The 17,706-nt window shown below is 73.5% G+C and carries 16 protein-coding genes; 10 read left to right on the top strand and 6 right to left on the bottom strand.

Annotated elements, in window-relative coordinates; translation table 11 throughout:
* The first annotated feature begins 123 nt into the window (after nt 1-123).
* The 4 genes from ACZ79I_RS18285 to ACZ79I_RS18270 all read left to right on the top strand — a co-directional run bounded on the left by ACZ79I_RS18285 (nt 124) and on the right by ACZ79I_RS18270 (nt 5,479).
* Nucleotides 124-750 (top strand): rhomboid-like protein, encoded by a 627-nt coding sequence (locus ACZ79I_RS18285; RefSeq protein ID WP_471498585.1) that lies wholly within the window; start codon nt 124-126, stop codon nt 748-750.
* 9 nt (nt 751-759) lie between these two features.
* Nucleotides 760-2,166, top strand: a complete 1,407-nt coding sequence (locus tag ACZ79I_RS18280) for an NAD(P)/FAD-dependent oxidoreductase (RefSeq protein WP_471498584.1) — start codon at nt 760-762, stop codon at nt 2,164-2,166.
* A gap of 117 nt (nt 2,167-2,283) precedes the next feature.
* Complete coding sequence (locus ACZ79I_RS18275; RefSeq protein ID WP_471498583.1) at nt 2,284-4,935, top strand: glycosyl hydrolase; 2,652 nt, start codon at nt 2,284-2,286, stop codon at nt 4,933-4,935.
* A 67-nt stretch (nt 4,936-5,002) separates the two neighbouring features.
* A complete protein-coding gene (locus ACZ79I_RS18270; RefSeq protein WP_471498582.1) occupies nt 5,003-5,479 on the top strand; it encodes a GNAT family N-acetyltransferase in 477 nt (158 codons plus the stop codon).
* Between the two features lie 58 nt (nt 5,480-5,537).
* Here ACZ79I_RS18270 and ACZ79I_RS18265 read toward each other — a convergent pair whose 3' ends face one another.
* Nucleotides 5,538-7,019 carry a PucR family transcriptional regulator ligand-binding domain-containing protein gene (locus ACZ79I_RS18265; RefSeq protein ID WP_471498581.1) on the bottom strand — a complete coding sequence of 494 codons (1,482 nt, stop codon included), beginning with the start codon at nt 7,017-7,019 and terminating at the stop codon, nt 5,538-5,540.
* Between the two features lie 157 nt (nt 7,020-7,176).
* On the opposite strand from ACZ79I_RS18265, the gene ACZ79I_RS18260 reads away from it, so the two are divergent.
* From ACZ79I_RS18260 to ACZ79I_RS18250, 3 genes are read left to right on the top strand one after another with little or no spacing between them, the layout of a single operon-like run.
* Nucleotides 7,177-7,440 carry a hypothetical protein gene (locus ACZ79I_RS18260; protein WP_471498580.1) on the top strand — a complete coding sequence of 88 codons (264 nt, stop codon included), beginning with the start codon at nt 7,177-7,179 and terminating at the stop codon, nt 7,438-7,440.
* A 40-nt stretch (nt 7,441-7,480) separates the two neighbouring features.
* The gene (locus tag ACZ79I_RS18255; protein WP_471498579.1) at nt 7,481-8,662 is read left to right on the top strand and encodes a CaiB/BaiF CoA transferase family protein; all 1,182 of its coding nucleotides are present in this window, start codon (nt 7,481-7,483) and stop codon (nt 8,660-8,662) included.
* Nucleotides 8,659-9,849: an acyl-CoA dehydrogenase family protein gene (locus ACZ79I_RS18250; protein WP_471498578.1), complete on the top strand. Its 1,191-nt coding sequence runs from the start codon at nt 8,659-8,661 to the stop codon at nt 9,847-9,849. Before ACZ79I_RS18255 ends, ACZ79I_RS18250 begins: the two co-directional genes overlap by 4 nt.
* Nucleotides 9,850-9,885: 36 nt before the next feature.
* Here ACZ79I_RS18250 and ACZ79I_RS18245 read toward each other — a convergent pair whose 3' ends face one another.
* The 4 genes from ACZ79I_RS18245 to ACZ79I_RS18230 form a co-directional block, all read right to left on the bottom strand.
* On the bottom strand, nt 9,886-10,560 hold the full coding sequence (locus tag ACZ79I_RS18245) for a pentapeptide repeat-containing protein (RefSeq protein WP_471498577.1): 675 nt from the start codon (nt 10,558-10,560) through the stop codon (nt 9,886-9,888).
* A 236-nt stretch (nt 10,561-10,796) separates the two neighbouring features.
* Nucleotides 10,797-11,294: a hypothetical protein gene (locus ACZ79I_RS18240; protein WP_471498576.1), complete on the bottom strand. Its 498-nt coding sequence runs from the start codon at nt 11,292-11,294 to the stop codon at nt 10,797-10,799.
* Nucleotides 11,295-11,306: 12 nt separating this feature from the next.
* On the bottom strand, nt 11,307-11,855 hold the full coding sequence (locus ACZ79I_RS18235; protein ID WP_471498575.1) for a GNAT family N-acetyltransferase: 549 nt from the start codon (nt 11,853-11,855) through the stop codon (nt 11,307-11,309).
* A gap of 133 nt (nt 11,856-11,988) precedes the next feature.
* On the bottom strand, nt 11,989-12,564 hold the full coding sequence (locus ACZ79I_RS18230) for a TerD family protein (RefSeq protein WP_471498574.1): 576 nt from the start codon (nt 12,562-12,564) through the stop codon (nt 11,989-11,991).
* Nucleotides 12,565-12,760: 196 nt separating this feature from the next.
* On the opposite strand from ACZ79I_RS18230, the gene arfB reads away from it, so the two are divergent.
* A complete protein-coding gene (gene arfB, locus ACZ79I_RS18225) occupies nt 12,761-13,189 on the top strand; it encodes an alternative ribosome rescue aminoacyl-tRNA hydrolase ArfB (RefSeq protein WP_471498573.1) in 429 nt (142 codons plus the stop codon).
* Between the two features lie 707 nt (nt 13,190-13,896).
* Here the strand turns inward: arfB and ACZ79I_RS18220 are convergent.
* Nucleotides 13,897-14,472 (bottom strand): flavin reductase family protein, encoded by a 576-nt coding sequence (locus ACZ79I_RS18220; RefSeq protein ID WP_471498572.1) that lies wholly within the window; start codon nt 14,470-14,472, stop codon nt 13,897-13,899.
* Between the two features lie 438 nt (nt 14,473-14,910).
* On the opposite strand from ACZ79I_RS18220, the gene cdgB reads away from it, so the two are divergent.
* Both cdgB and ACZ79I_RS18210 read left to right on the top strand, forming a co-directional pair.
* Entirely contained in the window at nt 14,911-16,584 is a 1,674-nt protein-coding gene (gene cdgB / locus ACZ79I_RS18215) for a diguanylate cyclase CdgB (RefSeq protein ID WP_471498571.1), read from the top strand.
* A gap of 117 nt (nt 16,585-16,701) precedes the next feature.
* A complete protein-coding gene (locus ACZ79I_RS18210; protein WP_471498570.1) occupies nt 16,702-17,694 on the top strand; it encodes a carbohydrate-binding protein in 993 nt (330 codons plus the stop codon).
* Nucleotides 17,695-17,706: the final 12 nt, after the last annotated feature.

The following is a 17,706-nucleotide window of genomic DNA, read 5'->3' as shown; positions in this document are numbered from 1 at the left end:
TGAAACCGGATCGGCCATTCGGTGGCGTGTCCCGCCGCCCGGCTCGGCAGGCGCGCCGATCGCCTCCCCGGCGATACTGCGGGTGTGAGCCGGGCCGGGCGGACAGGACGCGTGCTCGGGGCCGTGACGGCGTACGTCCGCGGCGCCCCGGGCACCTACGTCTGGCTGCTGATCCTGTTCGTGACCACCGTCGCCCTGCACCACATGTCGCCGCAGTTCGAGCAGACCTTCCTGCGGCACCGGTCCACCAACCTCCGTGAGCTGTCCTCCCGTCCGGTGCACGCCTTCGTGGCCAGCGCCCTGTGGATGGACGGCGGGCACTGGCTGCCGTACGCGGGGCTGTACACGGTCTTCCACGCGCAGGCGGAGCGCTGGCTGGGCACCGCGCGCTGGCTGGCCGTGTGCGTCGCCGCGCACGTGCTGGCCACGCTCGCCGGCGAGGGCACGCTGCTGTGGGCGATCCGCGACGGGGCGGCCCCCTACTCGGCGGTCAACGCCCTGGACATCGGGGTGAGCTACGCCCTGGCCGGGGTGGTCGCGGTGCTCACGTACCGGGTCGCGGCGCCCTGGCGGCCCGCGTATCTGGCGGTGGTGCTGGTGGTGTACACCCTGCCGCTGACCGCCGCCCCCACCTTCACCGATGTCGGGCACTTCTCCGCCGTGCTGGTCGGTCTCGCCTGCCGTCCCCTGACCCGGGGCCGCGGAAAAACACGGAATCCGAAGGAGACAGCGCCCTCCACCAGCGGTTAACGTCCGCGCATGAGCAGCGCAGTCAGCAGCGTCGCCAACGGCGGCATCTCCTTCTGGTACGCGGACGACGGCCTTCCCGCCCCGCGCGAGCCCCTCGCCGGCGACGCGTCCGCCGACGTCGTGATCGTCGGCGGCGGCTACACCGGCCTGTGGACGGCGTACTACCTGAAGAAGGCGGAGCCGTTCCTGCGCATCACCGTGCTGGAGCAGAAGTTCTGCGGCTACGGCGCCTCCGGGCGCAACGGCGGCTGGCTCTACAACGGCATCGCGGGCCGCGACCGGTACGCGAGGCTGCACGGCCACGAGTCCGCCGTCCGGCTGCAGCGGGCGATGAACGAGACGGTCGCCGAGGTGGTGCGGGCCACCGAGGAGGAGGGCATCGACGCGGACGTGCACGCCGGCGGCGTCCTGGAGGTGGCGTACACGCCCGCGCAACTGGCCCGCCTCAAGGCGTTCCACGAGCACGAGCTGTCGTACGGCGAGAAGGACCGCGAACTGTACGGCGCCCGGGAGACCGCCGGGCGGATCCGGGTCACGGGCGCGGTCGGCTCGTCCTGGACCCCGCACGGGGCGCGGCTGCACCCGGTCAAGCTGGTCAAGGGCCTCGCGGCGGCCGTCGAGGCGCTGGGCGTGACCATCCACGAGGGGACGCCGGTCACCGAGATCCGCCCGAAGCACGCGGTGACGCCCTACGGGACGGTCCGCGCCCCGTACGTGCTGCGCTGCACCGAGGGCTTCACGGCGTCGCTGAAGGGACAGCGGCGCACCTGGCTGCCCATGAACTCCTCGATGATCGCGACCGAGCCGCTGACCGGCGCGCAGTGGGCGGAGATCGGCTGGGAGGGGCGCGAGACGCTGGGCGACATGGCGCACGCGTACATGTACGCGCAGCGCACCGCCGACGGCCGGATCGCGCTGGGCGGCCGCGGCGTCCCGTACCGCTTCGGCTCCCGCACGGACAACGACGGCCGCACGCAGCCCGCCACCGTCGAGGCGCTGCACGAGATCCTGGTCCGCTTCTTCCCGTCGCTGGCCGGGGTGCGGGTGACCCACGCCTGGTCGGGCGTGCTCGGGGTGCCGCGCGACTGGTGCGCCACGGTGACCCTGGACCGGTCGACGGGGCTCGGCTGGGCGGGCGGTTACGTCGGCTCGGGCGTCGCCACCACGAACCTCGCCGCGCGCACGCTGCGCGATCTGGTGCGGCAGGACTCCGGCCAGGCGGGCGCGAGTGACCTGACCGCGCTGCCGTGGGTGAACCACCGGGTGCGCAAGTGGGAGCCGGAGCCGATGCGTTGGCTGGGCGTGCACGGGATGTACGCCACCTACCGGACGGCGGACCGGCTCGAACTGACCGCGCACAGCGCCGAGTCGTCGAGACTGGCGCGCTTCGCGGACCGGGTGGCCGGCCGCCGCTGACAACCTTTACCCGCTGATTGCCGTTCTCCGCTTCTCCCGCACCTCCCGTCTCCCCAAAGCTGTGGGGCAGCTTGTGTCATGTACGCCACTGCTTCCCCTGGGGAGGGCACTTCTTTCATGGCAGTCGACGGTTTTCGCAGAAGACGGGCGTGGGCGGCGCTGTTCGCCGCATCCGCCGCACTGGGCCTGACGGTGACGCAGGCCCAGGCGGCGTCCGGCACCGGGGTGGATCCCTTCGGTGTGCGCGCACTTCGGGAACAGGCCCAGCTGAACCAGCAGAAGGGCCTGTCCGCTTTCGCGGAGACGGCGGACCCCGGTGACCCCGGGGGCGACGAGGACGAGTCGGGGAACATCGCCGAACAGGCGGACCAGTACGCGGAGGCCCGGACCTCGCCGGGGATCGTGGCGCCGGGCGCCTACGGCGCCGCGTACGACGCGCTCAACGCGCTCCCGCACACCGACGGCAGCTGGCGGGACGTGACCCGGCTGCCGTACGACTCCGACGATCCGCGCTACCGGGACATCAACTCCAACTCCAGCGGCGGCTCCGGCAGGGTCACCGGGCGCGTGACCGGTCTCGCGGCCGACGACCACGGCTATGTGTACGCGGGCGCGGCCAACGGCGGCGTCTTCCGGTCCCGCACCGGGGGCGGGCACTGGACGAACATCTCCGACCACCTGCCCGCCCTGTCCACGGGCGATCTGCAGCTCGATCCGCGCGGCCGGCTGTGGTACGCGACGGGCGAGGCCAACACCAGTGCGACCGCCTTCCTCGGCACCGGTGTCTACGTCCTCAAGGACCCGCGCCACGGCCGGTTCTCCGAGCGCGACAGGGTCGGCGGCGACGAGCTGGAGTCGACCTCCATCAATGCGCTCCGGTTCGGCGGCGACACGGTGTGGGCGGCGACCACGCGCGGCGTGTGGAGCCACTCCACGACGACCCTGAAGGGCCCGTGGAAGCTTCAGTTCGCCCCCAACCCCGACTATCTGCCGGGCGGCGCGAAGGCGAGCGACCCGTCGGCCCCCTACAAGAACATCACCAGCGACATCGCGATCGACCCCAAGGACCCGCACAAGGTCGTGCTCGCGGCCGGCTGGCGCAGCGGCGACACCTACAACGGCTTCTACACCGAGGGCGCCCACGGCTGGGAGCGGCTGACCGGGCTCGGGGACCTGCCCAGCGACAGCGACAACGTGGGCAACGTGACCTTCGCGCGCAGCGCGGACGGCTCGCGCTACTACGCCATCGACCAGTCGCCGGCGATGATGGCGTCCAACCCGGACAGCGGGCTCGCGGGCATCTTCGTCTCCAAGTCCGGTTCCCCGACCGGCCCGTGGACGAGGATCGCCGACTACACGCAGCTGCGCGACTCCGGTTCGGCGCTGACCGGTGACGGCTACCAGCCCGGCGTCCAGGCGTGGTACGACCAGTTCCTCACCGTCGACCCGAAGAACCCCGACCATGTGTACGCGGGCCTGGAGGAGGTCTTCGAGACCAAGGACGGCGGCAAGAACTGGACCGCCCCCGGCCCCTACTGGAACTTCGGCTTCCCCTGCTGGTCCATCGACCCCGCCAAGCAGAGCGGCGACTGCCCGGCCACCACGCACCCCGACCAGCACTCGGTGGCGATCGGCAGCAGCAACGGCAAGCCGTACGTCGTGGTCGGCGACGACGGCGGCGTGTTCCGGCGGCCGGTGGACGGCTCCGCGAACGCCGACGGCCACGCCACGGACTGGACGTCCCTGAACGACGGCACGATGGACGCGCTGCAGTACTACTCGGTCGGCGTCGGCATCGACCGCGCGGCGCGCGGCGTCGCGGTCAGCGGCGGTCTGCAGGACAACGGGCAGTCGATCCTCCGTCCCGGCGACCGGGTGATGGGCTCCAACTTCGGCGGCGACGGCGGCGACACGATCGTGGACCCGGCCAACGGGTGCAACGTCGCCGCGGAGTACGTCTACCTGGCGGTGTCGGTCACGCAGAACTGCGCCGTCAACGACGGCAGCTGGGTCGACGACCCGTCGAAGGCGACCAGCTACTCGGTCGCGCCGCCCGACAACGCCACCGGTGAGGCCCGCTTCATCGCACCGCTCAATGCCGACATCAAGAACCCGGACACCTGGGTCGCGGGCGGCCGGCACGTGTGGATCAACACCAAGGGGTGGGCGATCCGCAGCGGCAGCGAGTGGTCCGGGGCCTACGACCTCGGCGCGGGCCACACCGCGACCGCCGTCGCCTCCTCCGGCGGCAGGGTGTACGCCGCCTGGTGCGGGCCCTGCAACAACCAGGGCTTCACCCGCGGCATCGCGGTCGGCAACGCGGACGGCACCGGCTGGCACCAGCTGGACCTGCCCGTCGACGGGACCGTCCCCAACCGCTACCTCTCCGGCCTGGCGATCGACCCGGCGGACTCGAACCACGTGCTGCTCGCCGTCAACGGCTTCTCGCGCAAGTGGACGGAGGGCCCGGGCGCGGGCGTCGGGCATCTCTTCGAGACCCGGGACGGCGGCGAGACCTGGAAGGACGTCTCCGGGAACCTGCCGGACGTGCCCGCGAACTCCGTGGCGCTGCTGAAGAACGGCACCGTGGTGCTCGGCACGGACCTCGGCGTCCTGGTCCGCCCGGCGGGATCGCCGGGCTGGGAGGTGGCGGGGGAGAACCTGCCGACCACGGCGGTCCTCCAGCTGCGCACCGGCCCCGACGGCCGGCTGTACGCGGCGACGCACGGGCGCGGCATCTGGGCGATCGACCCACGCCGCCTGCACTGAGCGGCCGCCGCCGCACGAGGTGAGGGGCGGGGCTCAGGCCCCGCCCCTCCTGTGTGACACTGCGCGCATGATTCGCACCGCGACCCCGGCCGACGTCCCCCTCATCCACGCCCTGATCCGCGAACTCGCGGAGTACGAGAAGGCGGCCGACGAAGCGCGCGCGACCCGGGAGCAGCTCACGGAGGCGCTGTTCGGCGACCGCCCGGCGGCGTTCGCGCACATCGCGGAGGACGACGGCGGAGAGGTCGTCGGCTTCGCGCTGTGGTTCCTGAACTTCTCCACCTGGCGGGGCGTGCACGGCATCTACCTGGAGGACCTCTACGTCCGCCCGCAGGCCCGCGGCGCCGGCCACGGCAAGGCGCTGCTCACCGAACTGGCCCGCCTCTGCGTCGCACGCGGCTACGAGCGCCTGGAGTGGTCGGTGCTGGACTGGAACCGCCCGGCGATCGGCTTCTACGAGGGGCTGGGCGCCCGCCCGCAGGACGAGTGGACCGTGTACCGGCTGACGGACGGGGCGCTGGCGCGGCTGGGGGCCCAGAAGTAGCCGGCCCGCTCCACCGGGCGACCGGGCCCGCCGCGACCGGGCCCGCCGCGGCCGGGCGTCACGCCAGACCGCGCTCACGCATCGCCAGCCAGGTGCGGCTGGCGACGTCCGGGTCGTCCAGGTCGGCGCCGAGCAGCCGGGCCGCCGTGCCGATCCGGTGGCGCAGGGTGTTGCGGTGCACGCCGAGATCGGCGGCGGCCCGTTCCCACTGGCCGCGGTGGCGCAGATAGGCGGCCACGGCGGGCACGAGATCCGCACGGCGGTAGGAGAGCAAGGGCTCCAGCGAGGGTGCGGCGGCGAGCGCCCGCGCCCCGTCCGCGCCCATGTCCCGCACGGTGCCCGGGGGCTGCGCCGCGAGGGCGCGGCGCAGCGCGGCCGGCTGGTGGTGCAGGCCGGGCAGGCCGGTCTCCGCGCCCAGCAGCGCCCTCGCCCCCAGGGGCTGCCCGGTGGTGAGGCCGCGGGCCGCGTCCAGGACGGCGGGCACGTCCGCCGGGTCGAGCAGCGCCCACACCTCCCCGGCCTCCGACAGGGCGATCAGCTCGCGAGGGGGCGAGGCGACGGCCGCCTCCAGTGCGTCCAGGACGTCGTCGTCGGCGGCGCCGGCCGGCCCGGCCAGGCACAGGAGGCGCACCCGCCTCGGAGGCACGCCCAGACCCAGGTCCGCGGCGAGTGAGCGGGCCGCGTCGACGTGGCCGGCCAGCAGCAGCCGTGCCACGCAGGCGCGGGAGGCCCGGGACGCGGCGACCCCGCGGCGCTGCTGCTCGCTCTGCAGCGCCAGCAGCGCGCAGGCGGTCAGCACCAGCTGCCGGTCGGCCGGCCGCATGGGGCGGGGGCAGCCGGTGGCCACGAACCCGCTGAGCCGTCCGTGCCCCGCCAGCGGGTGCAGCACCACGTCCTCGTCGCCGAGGGGGAAGGTCGCCGAGGAATGAGGGCCCGCGACGCGCAGCCGGGCGACCTCCGCGGCGATCTGGCGGGCGTGGGCGCGGCGGCGGCGCGGCCAGACCTCCAGCACCTCGCCCGCCGGTCCGAGCCGGGCGGCCCAGCCCTCGACCGCGGCGGCCAGGATGCGGACGACGGCCGTCACCGGGGTCGGCCCGGCCGCGGCCCTGACCAGGTCGCGGTGGGCGCCGAGGGCGGCGGTGAGTTCCTCCTGGCCGGCGGCGGCCAGCAGCGACCAGTAGGTGCGGGCGACCACCAGGAACGGGGTCGGGCCGGGCACGCTCAGCAGCGGCAGCCCGGCCGCGGCGCACGCCTCGGTCAGGGCGTCGGGCACGGCGGTGTACACCGGGCCGAGGCCGAGGCCGAGGCCCGTGATGCCGTGCCGTGCCAGCCGGGCGGCGTAGGCGCGGGCCTGGGCGGTCTGGCCGGTGAGGCCCATGCCGGTGGTGAGCAGGAGTTCGCCGCCGGAGAGGTACGGGGTGGGGTCGGTCAGCTCGCTGACATGGACACCGGTCACCTCGCGGCGCGGCACGGGGACGGACGGGGGAACCGGGGCCAGGTCGTCGCCGAGGGCACGCACCAGGACGTCGAGGGTGGGCACGTTCTTCCTCCCCGCCTTCCTCCCTGAAGGGAACGACTTCGTGCATTCTGCACGAGGTCTCCGTGGAATCGGTCGGATCATCCAAAGTCCTGGCGGCCCTTCGCTGCCTACGATGCGGCCCACGCACCCCCGGTCTCCGGCCTTCGGAAGGACCCCCGTGACTCCCGGCACCGCCCCACTCACGCGCTCTCCCGGCCCCCACGCTCCCCACCCCGCCGCTGCCGTGGCCCGGCCCGGGCAGCGCCGGACGGCCGCCGCCCGCCGCCGCACCGGCGTGGGCGCCGCGGCCCTGGACCGCTCCACCCGGCCGGCGGCGTTCCAGGACGTGCCGGGGACCGCGCTCCCCGAACGCTTGCCCGACACCAACCCGCGGCGGCCGCCGCGCCGGGTCGGCGGTCTCCTGGAAGGAGCCCCGGAATGAGGACCGCGAGCACCGGAACGAACCCCGGAGGGGGTGCGCGATGAGCGGCGGGCCCCTGGAGGGGATCCTCGTCGCCGACTTCAGCCGGGTGCTGGCCGGCCCGCTGTGCACGATGACGCTGGCCGATCTCGGCGCCACCGTCGTCAAGGTGGAGCGTCCCGGTGCCGGGGACGACACCCGGTCCTGGGGCCCACCGTGGTCGGCCACCTCCACCACGTACTTCGAGAGCGTCAACCGCTCCAAGCTCAGCGTCGCCCTCGACCTGTCCGACAGCGGCGACCTGGCCCTGGCCCGGGAACTGGCCCGGCGCGCCGACGTGCTGGTGGAGAACTTCAGACCGGGCGCCCTCGACCGGCACGGCCTCGGCTACGACCAGGTGTCGGCCGGCAATCCCGGGGTCGTCTACTGCTCGGTCACCGGATTCGGCGCCGGCGCGGGCGCCGATCTGCTCGGCTACGACTTCGTGGTGCAGGCGGTCGGCGGTCTGATGAGCATCACCGGCGATGCCGACGGCGAGCCCACCAAGGCGGGTGTCGCCCTCGTGGACGTGCTCACCGGCAAGGACGCCACCGTCGGCGTGCTGGCCGCCCTGGCGGGCCGGGCCCGCACCGGGCGCGGCTGCCGGGTGGAGGTCAACCTGCTGTCCAGCCTGCTGGGCGCCCTGGTCAACCAGGCCCAGTCGTTCCTGGAGACGGGCCGCCCGCCCGGCCGGATGGGAAACCGCCACCCGTCGATCGCCCCGTACGAGACGCTGCGCTGCCGTGACGGGCTGCTCGCCGTGGCCTGCGGCAACGACGGCCAGTTCGCGCGGATGGCTGCGGTGCTCGGCGCGCCCGGCCTGGCGGCGGACGAGCGGTTCGCCACCAACGCGGCCAGGGTCGCCCACCGCGAGGCGCTGGTCGCCGCGCTGGAGGAGCCGCTGGCCGCGCAGGACTGCGCCGTGTGGCAGGAACGCCTGACCGCCGCGGCGGTGCCGGCCGGCCGGGTCGGCACCGTCGCCGACGGCTTCGCGCTGGCCGAGCGGCTGGGCCTGGACCCCACCACGGCGCCGGCCGGCGGCGGTACGGCCGCGCCGCGGCACCCGGCGGCCTACTCCACCGCCATGGTCTGCCCGGCCACACCACCGCCGGGCCTGGGCGCGGACGGCGAACGCGTCCGCGCCTGGCTGGCCGACCCGCAGTCCCCTCCCCTGCCCCATCCCTCACGAGAGGTGCCCCGATGAGCACGAAGACCCCCGCCCCCAAGGCCGATCCGCTGGACCTGGCCGGTATCGACGACCTGCTCAGCCCCGAGGAGAAGGCGGTCCGGGCGGCCGTCCGCCAGGTGTGCGACCGCGCGGTCGACCCGTACATCGCGGAGTGGTTCGAGTCCGGCGACCTGCCGGCGATCCGTGAACTCGCCAGGGAACTCGGCACGCTGGGGCTGCTCGGCATGCACCTGGAGGGCTACGGCTGCCCCGGGATGAGCGCGGTCGACTACGGCCTGGCGTGCCTGGAGCTGGAGGCCAGCGACTCCGGCATCCGATCCCTGGTCAGCGTCCAGGGCTCACTGGCGATGTACGCGATCTGGCGGCACGGCAGCGAGGAGCAGAAGCGGGAGTGGCTGCCGCGGATGGCCTCGGGCGACGCCATCGGCTGCTTCGGCCTGACCGAACCCGACCACGGCTCCGACCCCGGCTCGATGCGCACCCGCGCCCGCAGGGACGGCGGCGACTGGGTGCTCGACGGCACCAAGATGTGGATCACCAACGGTTCCGTGGCCCAGGTCGCGGTCGTCTGGGCGGGGACCGACGAGGGTGTGCGGGGCTTCGTGGTCCCCACCGACACCCCGGGCTTCACCGCCCGCGCCATCAAGCACAAGATGTCCCTGCGGGCCTCGGTCACCAGCGAACTCGTCCTGGAGTCGGTGCGCCTGCCCGCGTCGGCCGCCCTGCCGGAGGTGCGGGGCCTGCGCGGCCCGCTGTCCTGCCTCAACGAGGCGCGGTACGGGATCCTGTGGGGCTCGATGGGCGCGGCCCGCAGCGCCTTCCGTGCCGCGCTCGCCTACGCCGGGGAGCGTTCCCAGTTCGGTCGGCCCATCGGCGGCTTCCAGCTGACGCAGGCGAAGCTGGCCCAGATGGCGGTGGAACTCACCAACGGCACCCTGCTCGCGCTGCACCTGGGCCGCCGCAAGGACACCGTCGGGCTGCGCCCCGAGCAGGTGAGCCTGGGCAAGCTCAACAACGTCACCAAGGCGCTGGAGATCTGCCGCACGGCGCGGACGATCCTCGGTGCCAACGGGATCTCCCTGGAGTACCCGGTGATCCGGCACATGAACAACCTGGAGTCGGTCCTGACGTACGAGGGCACACCCGAGATGCACACCCTGGTCATCGGCCAGGCCCTCACCGGTCAGGCCGCCTTCCGCTGACCCGCCCGGAGACGGCCCGGACCGCACCGCACCGCGTCAGTCGGCCTCCGCCACCCGCAGCCCCAGCTCCGCCGCCAGCACGGGCGCCAGGTCCAGGAGCTGGGCGTGGCTGATCACCGCGCCGGACAGGCGGTCCACACCGCGGGCCAGGTCCAGCTCCGCCGCGCGGCGCAGGTCCACGTCCCGCAGGGCCGCCCCCGTGAGGTCGGCCCCCTTCAGGACGCAGCCCGTGAACTCGACCCGCTCCAGCCGGGCGCCCCCGAAGTCCGGCTCGACCAGGACACAGCCCTCGAAGACGACGTCGGTGAGGCGCGCCCCGCGCAGATTCAGATAGTCGATCTTGCCGCCGCGCACCAGCACCCGCTCCAGCACGGCCCCGTGCAGCCGCACCCCGCCGAGCCGGGCGTCCACCAGTTCCACATCGCGCAGGGTCGCCTCGGCCAGGTCCGTGCCCACGCCCCGTATGCCCGTGAGGACCGAGTCCAGCATCCGGGCGTGGTGCAGCCGGGTCTCGTCCAGCGCACAGCCCGTCAGCGCGCAGTCCATGAACCGGGCGCCCCCGCCGTCCTGCCCGGCGAGGTCCCTGTCCCGGAACTCCAGCCCGTCGTAGTCCCCGTCGGGCACCAGCCCCCCGTCCTCGAAAGCGACCAGCTCCGGCAGCCGAACCTCCGGCCGCCGCGCCGGCTTCACCACCTGTCTCCTGCGCGCCATGCCCCCATGCTGCACCCCGCCACTGACAGCGGCCCGATCCGCCCCGCCCGATCCCCTCCGACGCCGTCGCGCGGCCTTGGCCTCAACCTTGCTGCACCGGGCCGGGGACTGCGCGACGGCGGGCCCTGGAGAGCCGGCGCACCGTGGGAAAGGTGGTGCTGGAGCCGTGATGCCGCACCCGGCGACGCCGGTCCCCGCCGTCGGGGGAGCCCGGTGACCAGGCCGTGCGCAGCCGGTCAGCCGACGCGGGGGAAGCGGGCCTGGAGGGTCCAGATCGCGGGGTTCTCCGCGAGGTCCTCGTGGAGGTCCGTGAGGTCGGCGATCAGATCGTGCAGGAAGTCGCGTGCCTCGCGGCGCAGTTCGGCGTGCGAGAAGGTCAGCGGCGGTTCGGCAGGCAGCCACTGTGCCGCGATCTCCACCCAGCCGAAGCGGCGCTCGAAGAGCAGGCGGTCGGTGGACTCGGTGAAGTCCAGTTCGGCGCGGAGCGGGCCGGCGGCGCGGCTGCCGAGGGGGTCGCGGTCGAGTCGCTCGACGATGTCGCACAGCGCCCACGCGAAGTCAAGCACCGGCACCCATCCCCAGGCTGTGGACAGCTCCCGGTCCGCCTCGGTGTCGGCCAGATAGACGTCACCGCAGAACAGGTCGTGCCGCAGGGCGTGGACGTCCGCGCGGCGGTAGTCGGTCTGCGGGGGGTCCGGGAAGCGGAGGGAGAGGGCGTAGCCGATGTCGAGCACGGGGCGATGGTGTCACGCCCCGGCCGGCCCCCCGTTCGCGGGCCGCTCCTCCAGCGCCTTGCGCAGCACGGTGCAGGGCCGCCCCCGCTGGAGGTCCTTGCGCCGTCCGAGGGCCGAGTAGCCGAGCGCGGTCCAGAAGGCGAGGCCGCCCGGGTTGCCGTCGAGGACGGCGAGGCGCACGGCGGTGTGGCCGGCGGCACGCAGGCGGTCCTCGACGAGTGACGCCAGCCGGCGGCCGTGGCCCTGCCCCTGCATGCCCGCGTCCACCATCAGCAGCCCGATCCACGGGTCCGGGTCGGCCGGGTCGGGATGGCGGGCGAGGGTGACGGCGACCCCGACGAGCTTCCCGTCGCTGCGGGCCGCCAGCACCTCGACGTCCGGGTTCGCCGTCTCCTCGGCCAGCGCGGCCGCCACCTGCTCGGGCCGGATGTCGTCCGGGTCCGGGAAGTCGCCGCTGAGGGTGTGGTAGTCGCGGTTGGAGGCGTGGAGCGAGGCGAGCTCGGCCAGCAGCGGTGCCGGGACGGCGCGGCCGGGAGTGCGGGGGAGGGGGTGGAGGATCACGGGGGGCAACGTAGCGCGGGACGGGCCCCGCGGCCCGGGAATACGCGGACACCCCCGGCCACGCGCACCGCTGCCGGGGGTGTCACGACGTACGGACCCGCGGCCGTACGGCCGTGCGGGCGTCGCCGGGCGCTCAGACGCCGACGCCGAAGTCCTGGGCGATGCCGGACAGGCCCGAGGCGTAACCCTGGCCGACGGCACGGAACTTCCACTCCGCGCCGTTGCGGTACAGCTCGCCGAAGATCATGGCCGTCTCCGTGGCGGCGTCCTCCGACAGGTCGTAGCGCGCGATCTCCTGGCCGCCGGCCTGGTTGACGATGCGGATGTACGCGTTGCGCACCTGGCCGAAGTTCTGCGAGCGGGACTCGGCGTCGTAGATGGAGACGGGGAAGACGACCTTGTCGATGTCGGCCGGGAGGCCGGCCAGGTTGACGTTGATCGCCTCGTCGTCGCCCGCGCCCTCGCCCGTGCGGTTGTCACCGGTGTGGACGATCGTGTTGTCCGGGGTCTGCTTGTTGTTGAAGAAGACGAAGTGCTGGTCCGAGTAGACCTTGCCCTGGACGGTGACCGCGATCGCGGACGCGTCGAGGTCGAAGTCCGTGCCGGTGGTGGTGCGGACGTCCCAGCCGAGGCCCACGGTGACGGCGGTCAGGCCCGGCGCCTCCTTGGTGAGCGAGACGTTGCCGCCCTTGGACAGGCTTACAGCCATTGTTGGGAGTCCCTTCCCTCGTCCGCGTGCGCGGTGCGGTACTTACGGGCTTCGTACGGGCACGAAGCTACAGCTACCCCTACCAACGTCGAGGGGGGTCCCCGCGGTTCCGGATCTCTTTACTTTCTTTACCCAAATGGCCCGGGCCACCCGAAAACGGGGTGACGTGAACCGGACAGCGCGCGACCATGGAGGCATGTCCGGTCCCTACGTCGTCCGTGGCTCCGTCTCGCTCCCCGAGGCCGAGCTCATGTGGCGTTTCTCGCGGTCGTCGGGGCCCGGCGGGCAGCACGTCAACACCAGCGACACCCAGGTCGAGTTGCGCTTCGACCTGGCCAGGACGCAGGCACTTCCCCCGGTGTGGAAGCAGCGGGCCCTGCAGCGGCTCGCCGGCAGGCTCGTCGACGGCGTCGTCACCGTCCGCGCCTCCGAGCACCGTTCGCAGTGGCGCAACCGCGAGGCCGCCGCCGTGCGCCTCGCCTCCCTGCTCGCCGAGGCGACGGCGCCGCCGCCGAAGCCCCGCAGGGCGACCCGCATCCCCCGCGGGATCAATGAGCGCCGGCTGCGGGAGAAGAAGCAGCGCTCGGAGACCAAGCGGGGGCGCTCGGGGCGCGACTGGCACTAGCCGGCGCGGGCCGGCGCGTTCTCCCGTCACATCTCCCCGGCGCCGTCCGTCAGGCCCCTGACGGACGGCGCCGAGTACATGCGCGGACGGGCGCGAGCGAATTCCCGGCAGGGAACGGTGCGGCATATGACCGCGTATACGACCGCGTATACGACCGCGTATGCGACTGCGGATACGGCCGCGGATACGGCCCGGCATAAGACGGGCGGACGACGGGGCGGACGACAGGGCGGACGACGGGGATACCGGGGGATACGAGGGGCCGTACGGCGGGCGAAACGCCGCGGGACAAAGGGAACGGCGAAAGGCACGGCGGCGGCGCGGGCCGCGCGCGGAAACCGAATTCCCCGCCCGGCGGCCGGAGAGCCACCGCGCCCGTCCGCGCGCCGTCGCCACCGCATGCCCGGCTCGCTCGCCGTGGCCACCGCGTCCGGGCCGAGGACCGCGAGGTCCGCCCCGGGCGCGGGCGGACCGCCCCGGACCCGGCGCCGGGCACGGGCGGCGGTCCGCGGCCGGCGTGCGGACCGGGACGGCCGCGACCCCCTCGAACGGCACCGCGAACAACTTGTGCGGCGCGAACGCGAGCCGCTCCGCGGGGGCCGGCGTCTCCGGCACGGCGAGCAGCGCGCGCCGGCTCCGTCTGCGCCTGCGCGGCGGAGCCGAAGGGGTGTGTCGGCCCCGCGCCCCTCGGGGCGCGCGCCCGGTGCTCAGCCCAGGTGGCGGTAGCGGCCCCGGAAGTACAGCAGGGGGCCGCCGTCGGCGCTGGGCAGGTGGGCCGTCAGGACGCGGCCGATGACCAGGGTGTGGTCGCCGGCGGGCACGCGTTGTTCCGTGCGGCACTCCAGGGTGGCCAGGGCGCCGCGGACCAGGGGGGCGCCGCTGACCTCGCCGTGGACGTAGGGGATGTCCTCGAACAGGAGCCGGTCGCTGACGCGGCCCCTCATGGCGAAGCGGCCCGCGATGTGCCGCTGGCTCTCCGCGAGCACGGAGACGGCCCACAGGGGCTGCTCGGCGAGCAGGTCGTCCATGCGGGCGCCCTCGCGCAGGCTGACCAGGACCAGGGGCGGGTCCAGGGACACCGACAGGAAGGCGGTCGCCGTCATGCCGACGTCCTCACCGCCCGGCCCTTCCGGGTCCAGGGCCGGCTCGTGCGTGGTCACCAGGACCACACCGGCGGCCAGCCGGGACATGGCGGCGCGGAACTCGTCGTTGCTCACCCCCTCAGCATGCCCGGAGGCGGGCGGGGCGGCGGGCACGGACGGGGCAGGGGGAGTCTTGAGCACGCCAGAACGCTAGTCGGCGCCCGCGGGTGCCCACATCGGCCCCAGGTCCGAACCGTGACCTAGGACCAGCGGCGGACCCCGCGCCGTGCCGGGCCGGGCCTCGCGGTAGGGTCCGTGGAAACCAACTCGGTGCATCCGCCCGTTACTTGGCGCGTATGATCACGGCGTCTGCACAACTTCCGAATTGCCTTCGGTAAAGGCACCGGGAAAACGCGGAATCCCTACTCAATTGTTCATGTTTCGCTGTGACTTGAGTCACAGGGGCCGTATTTTGTTGACCCTGTGTACCTAGTGGGCAGCGCGCTGTGATTCAGTGGCGGGGACGCTGCACGACGCTCGCTCCGGAGTGCGCCCCGTAGCGTACCGAGGAAAACCGGCGGAAACCGTAGTACGGCGACGCGTCCCTGGAGTTGCTGCGAGACCTCGAGGGGAGGGCGAATGGAGACCGAGTCGGAGCCGTATGTCCGCCTCACGACTCTGCGGCAGCTGCACCAGGTGATGGCGGACATGAACACCGCCCGCAGCCTGGCGGACACGCTGCAGACCGTCGCCGACGGCATCGTCAACGGCCTCGGGTACGAGCTCGCCGCCGTCAACCTCGTACGCCCGGACGGCGACCTCGTCGTCGCCGCGTTCGCCGGGAACTCCGCCGCCGAGGCGCTGATCACCGGCCGGGTCGGCTCCCGCGCCGCCTGGGAGCGCCGGCTGACCATGGGCGAGGCGTGGGGTGACCTGCGGTTCATATCCCACACCGAGGGCTGGGTCCTCGACGACGACGATGTGCCGCAGTGGTACACCGACGGCCCCGAGCCCCGCTTCGAGGACGAGTGGCACCCCTCCGACCGCCTCTTCGCCCCCATGTACACGCCCGCCGTGCAGGGCGGCGTCGGCGGCGAGCTGATCGGGGTCATCTCCGTGGACCGCCCGCGCAACGGGCGGCGGCCGGGCGCGTGGGGGCGCGAGGCCCTCCAGATGTACGCCTTCCAGGCCGCCATCGCCATCAGCAACGCCCGGCTGAGGGCCAACATGCAGCGGGCGCTCGTCCGGCTGGAGCGGGAGCAGCAGGCCCTGCGCGCCAGCGAGGAGTCCTTCCGGCAGGCATTCGAGTACGCGCCCTCCGGCATGGCCATCGCCGAGATGGGCGGCGACCAGCACGGGCGCATCCTGCGGACCAACGACGCGCTGTGCCGCCTGCTGGGCCGGCCCGCCTCCGCCATGCGCCGCTACTCGTTCTCCGATCTCGTCCACCCCGAGGACATCGGCACACTGCTGCGGACCTCCGCCGAGGGCGGGCGTGCGGAGCTGAGGCTCGGGCGCCGGGACGGCACGTACGTCTGGGTGTCCCTGCGCAACTCCGTGGTCGCCGACGCCGCCGACGGACCCCGCTTCCTGCTCACCCACGTCGAGGACATCGAGGAGCGCAAGCGCCGCGAGCTGCAGCTCGCCCACCGGGCCTCCCACGACTCGCTCACCGGACTGCCGAACTCCGCCGAGCTGCGCTCCCGGCTGTCCGCCCGCCTCTGCCAGCGTCCCCACTCCCTGCCGCCGGGCGCGGCCGACTCCCTCGACGCCGCCTACGACGGGCACGGGGCGGGCCATCCGGCGGTGTTCGGCGGCGGGCACGCCTTCGACTTCCACGCCGGGCCGGGACCGTACGACGCCTTCGACCACCATGTGCACACGGTCGCGCCCGAGAGCGGCATCGACGACGGCACCAAGGGGCTCGCGGTGCTCTTCTGCGACCTCGACGGCTTCAAGTCGATCAACGACCGGTTCGGGCACAACGCGGGTGACGCCGTCCTCATCGAGGTCGCCCGGCGGCTCACCCGCGGCGTGCGCGACGGGGACACCGTCGCCCGGCTCGGCGGTGACGAGTTCGTCGTGCTCGCCGACGGGCTCGGCAAGGCCGACGCCCAGGACCTCGCGGTGCGCCTGCGCAACGAGATCATCCAGCCGATCCGGGTCGACGGCCGCGCCATGCGGGTCGGCGCCAGCTTCGGCATCGGCTGGGCCCACTGCGGCATGACGGCGGACGAAGTGCTGAAATCGGCTGACGAGCGGATGTACGTAGAGAAACGGTCTCGTCCCAAACAGCATCGGCGCGCCGGGTAAGTCCCAGGTCAGCGTGAGGGTGATGGGAAGAACACCCGTCCGGGCCGCCGGAAGCAGGTAGGCTCGCGACTCAGCCACGTACACATATGACCCGCACCTGCTGAGGAGTACCTAGGGATGACGCCCGGCAACAACGGCGCGAGCACGCCCGAGGACGACGACCCGTTCGGCTACCTCTACGCCGACGGTCAGGCCAACGGCGCCCAGCCGCCCACCGGCGGCTACGGCTACCCGGGCTCCGTCAACAGAGTGCGCGCCGTCGGTGAACGCCAGTACGGCCAGCCGCAGCCGCAGGCCCAGACGGCCGCCTACGGCCAGGTGCCGCAGCAGGGGGCGTACGGCCAGGGCACCTACGGGCAGCCCAATGCGCACTACGCCGCCCCCGAGACCGTGCCGGGCGGCGCGCCCTCCCCCAGGTCCTCGGCTTCGCTCGGACAGGGGGCACCCCCATCCCGGCAGGCGCCGGTCGGCGGGGGCGGCGGGCGAGGCCGGGGCCCCAACACCAGGGGCCTGCTGATCGGCGCGATCGCGGTGGTCGCCGCGGTCGTGATCGGCATCGGCATCGCCATGCTGGGAGACGACGGGAACGACGGGAACTCCGGCGGCCAGGCGGGCTCCAGCCCCTCGGCCGGCCAGAGCACGTCCCCGAGCGGCTCCTCCACCCAGCAGTCGACGGACGACACCAAGCTTCCGGCCATCGACGCGAAGGCGCTGCGCCTGGAGGGCACCGCCGCCACCGCCTCCGACGTCAAGGGCGCCAAGGCCGACGGCGGTGTCTACATCGCGGGCTTCAACAACGTCGGGGCAGCCGTGAACTGGAGCGTGGACGTGCCCTCGACCGGCAAGTACACGCTGCACACCGGCTACGGCGTGCCCGGCGTCGACGCCACGGCCACCCTCACGGTCAACGGCACGCCGCAGACCACCCCCATGTCCCTGAAGAACTGGGCGCAGGCGCCCCAGGGCGACTGGGAGAAGGGCTGGACGAAGACGTACAACTACATCCAGCTCAACAAGGGCACCAACACCATCAGGGTCTCCTGCGAGCAGGGGAACCAGTGCAACGCCTACCTCGACCAGTTCTGGCTGACGAAGGGCTGGAGCAACTAAGGGGCCGGGGCC

This window comes from Streptomyces sp. PSU-S4-23 (assembly GCF_055632315.1).
Note: the sequence above shows the minus strand (reverse complement) of the source record. Positions and strands in the feature narration are given on the sequence as shown.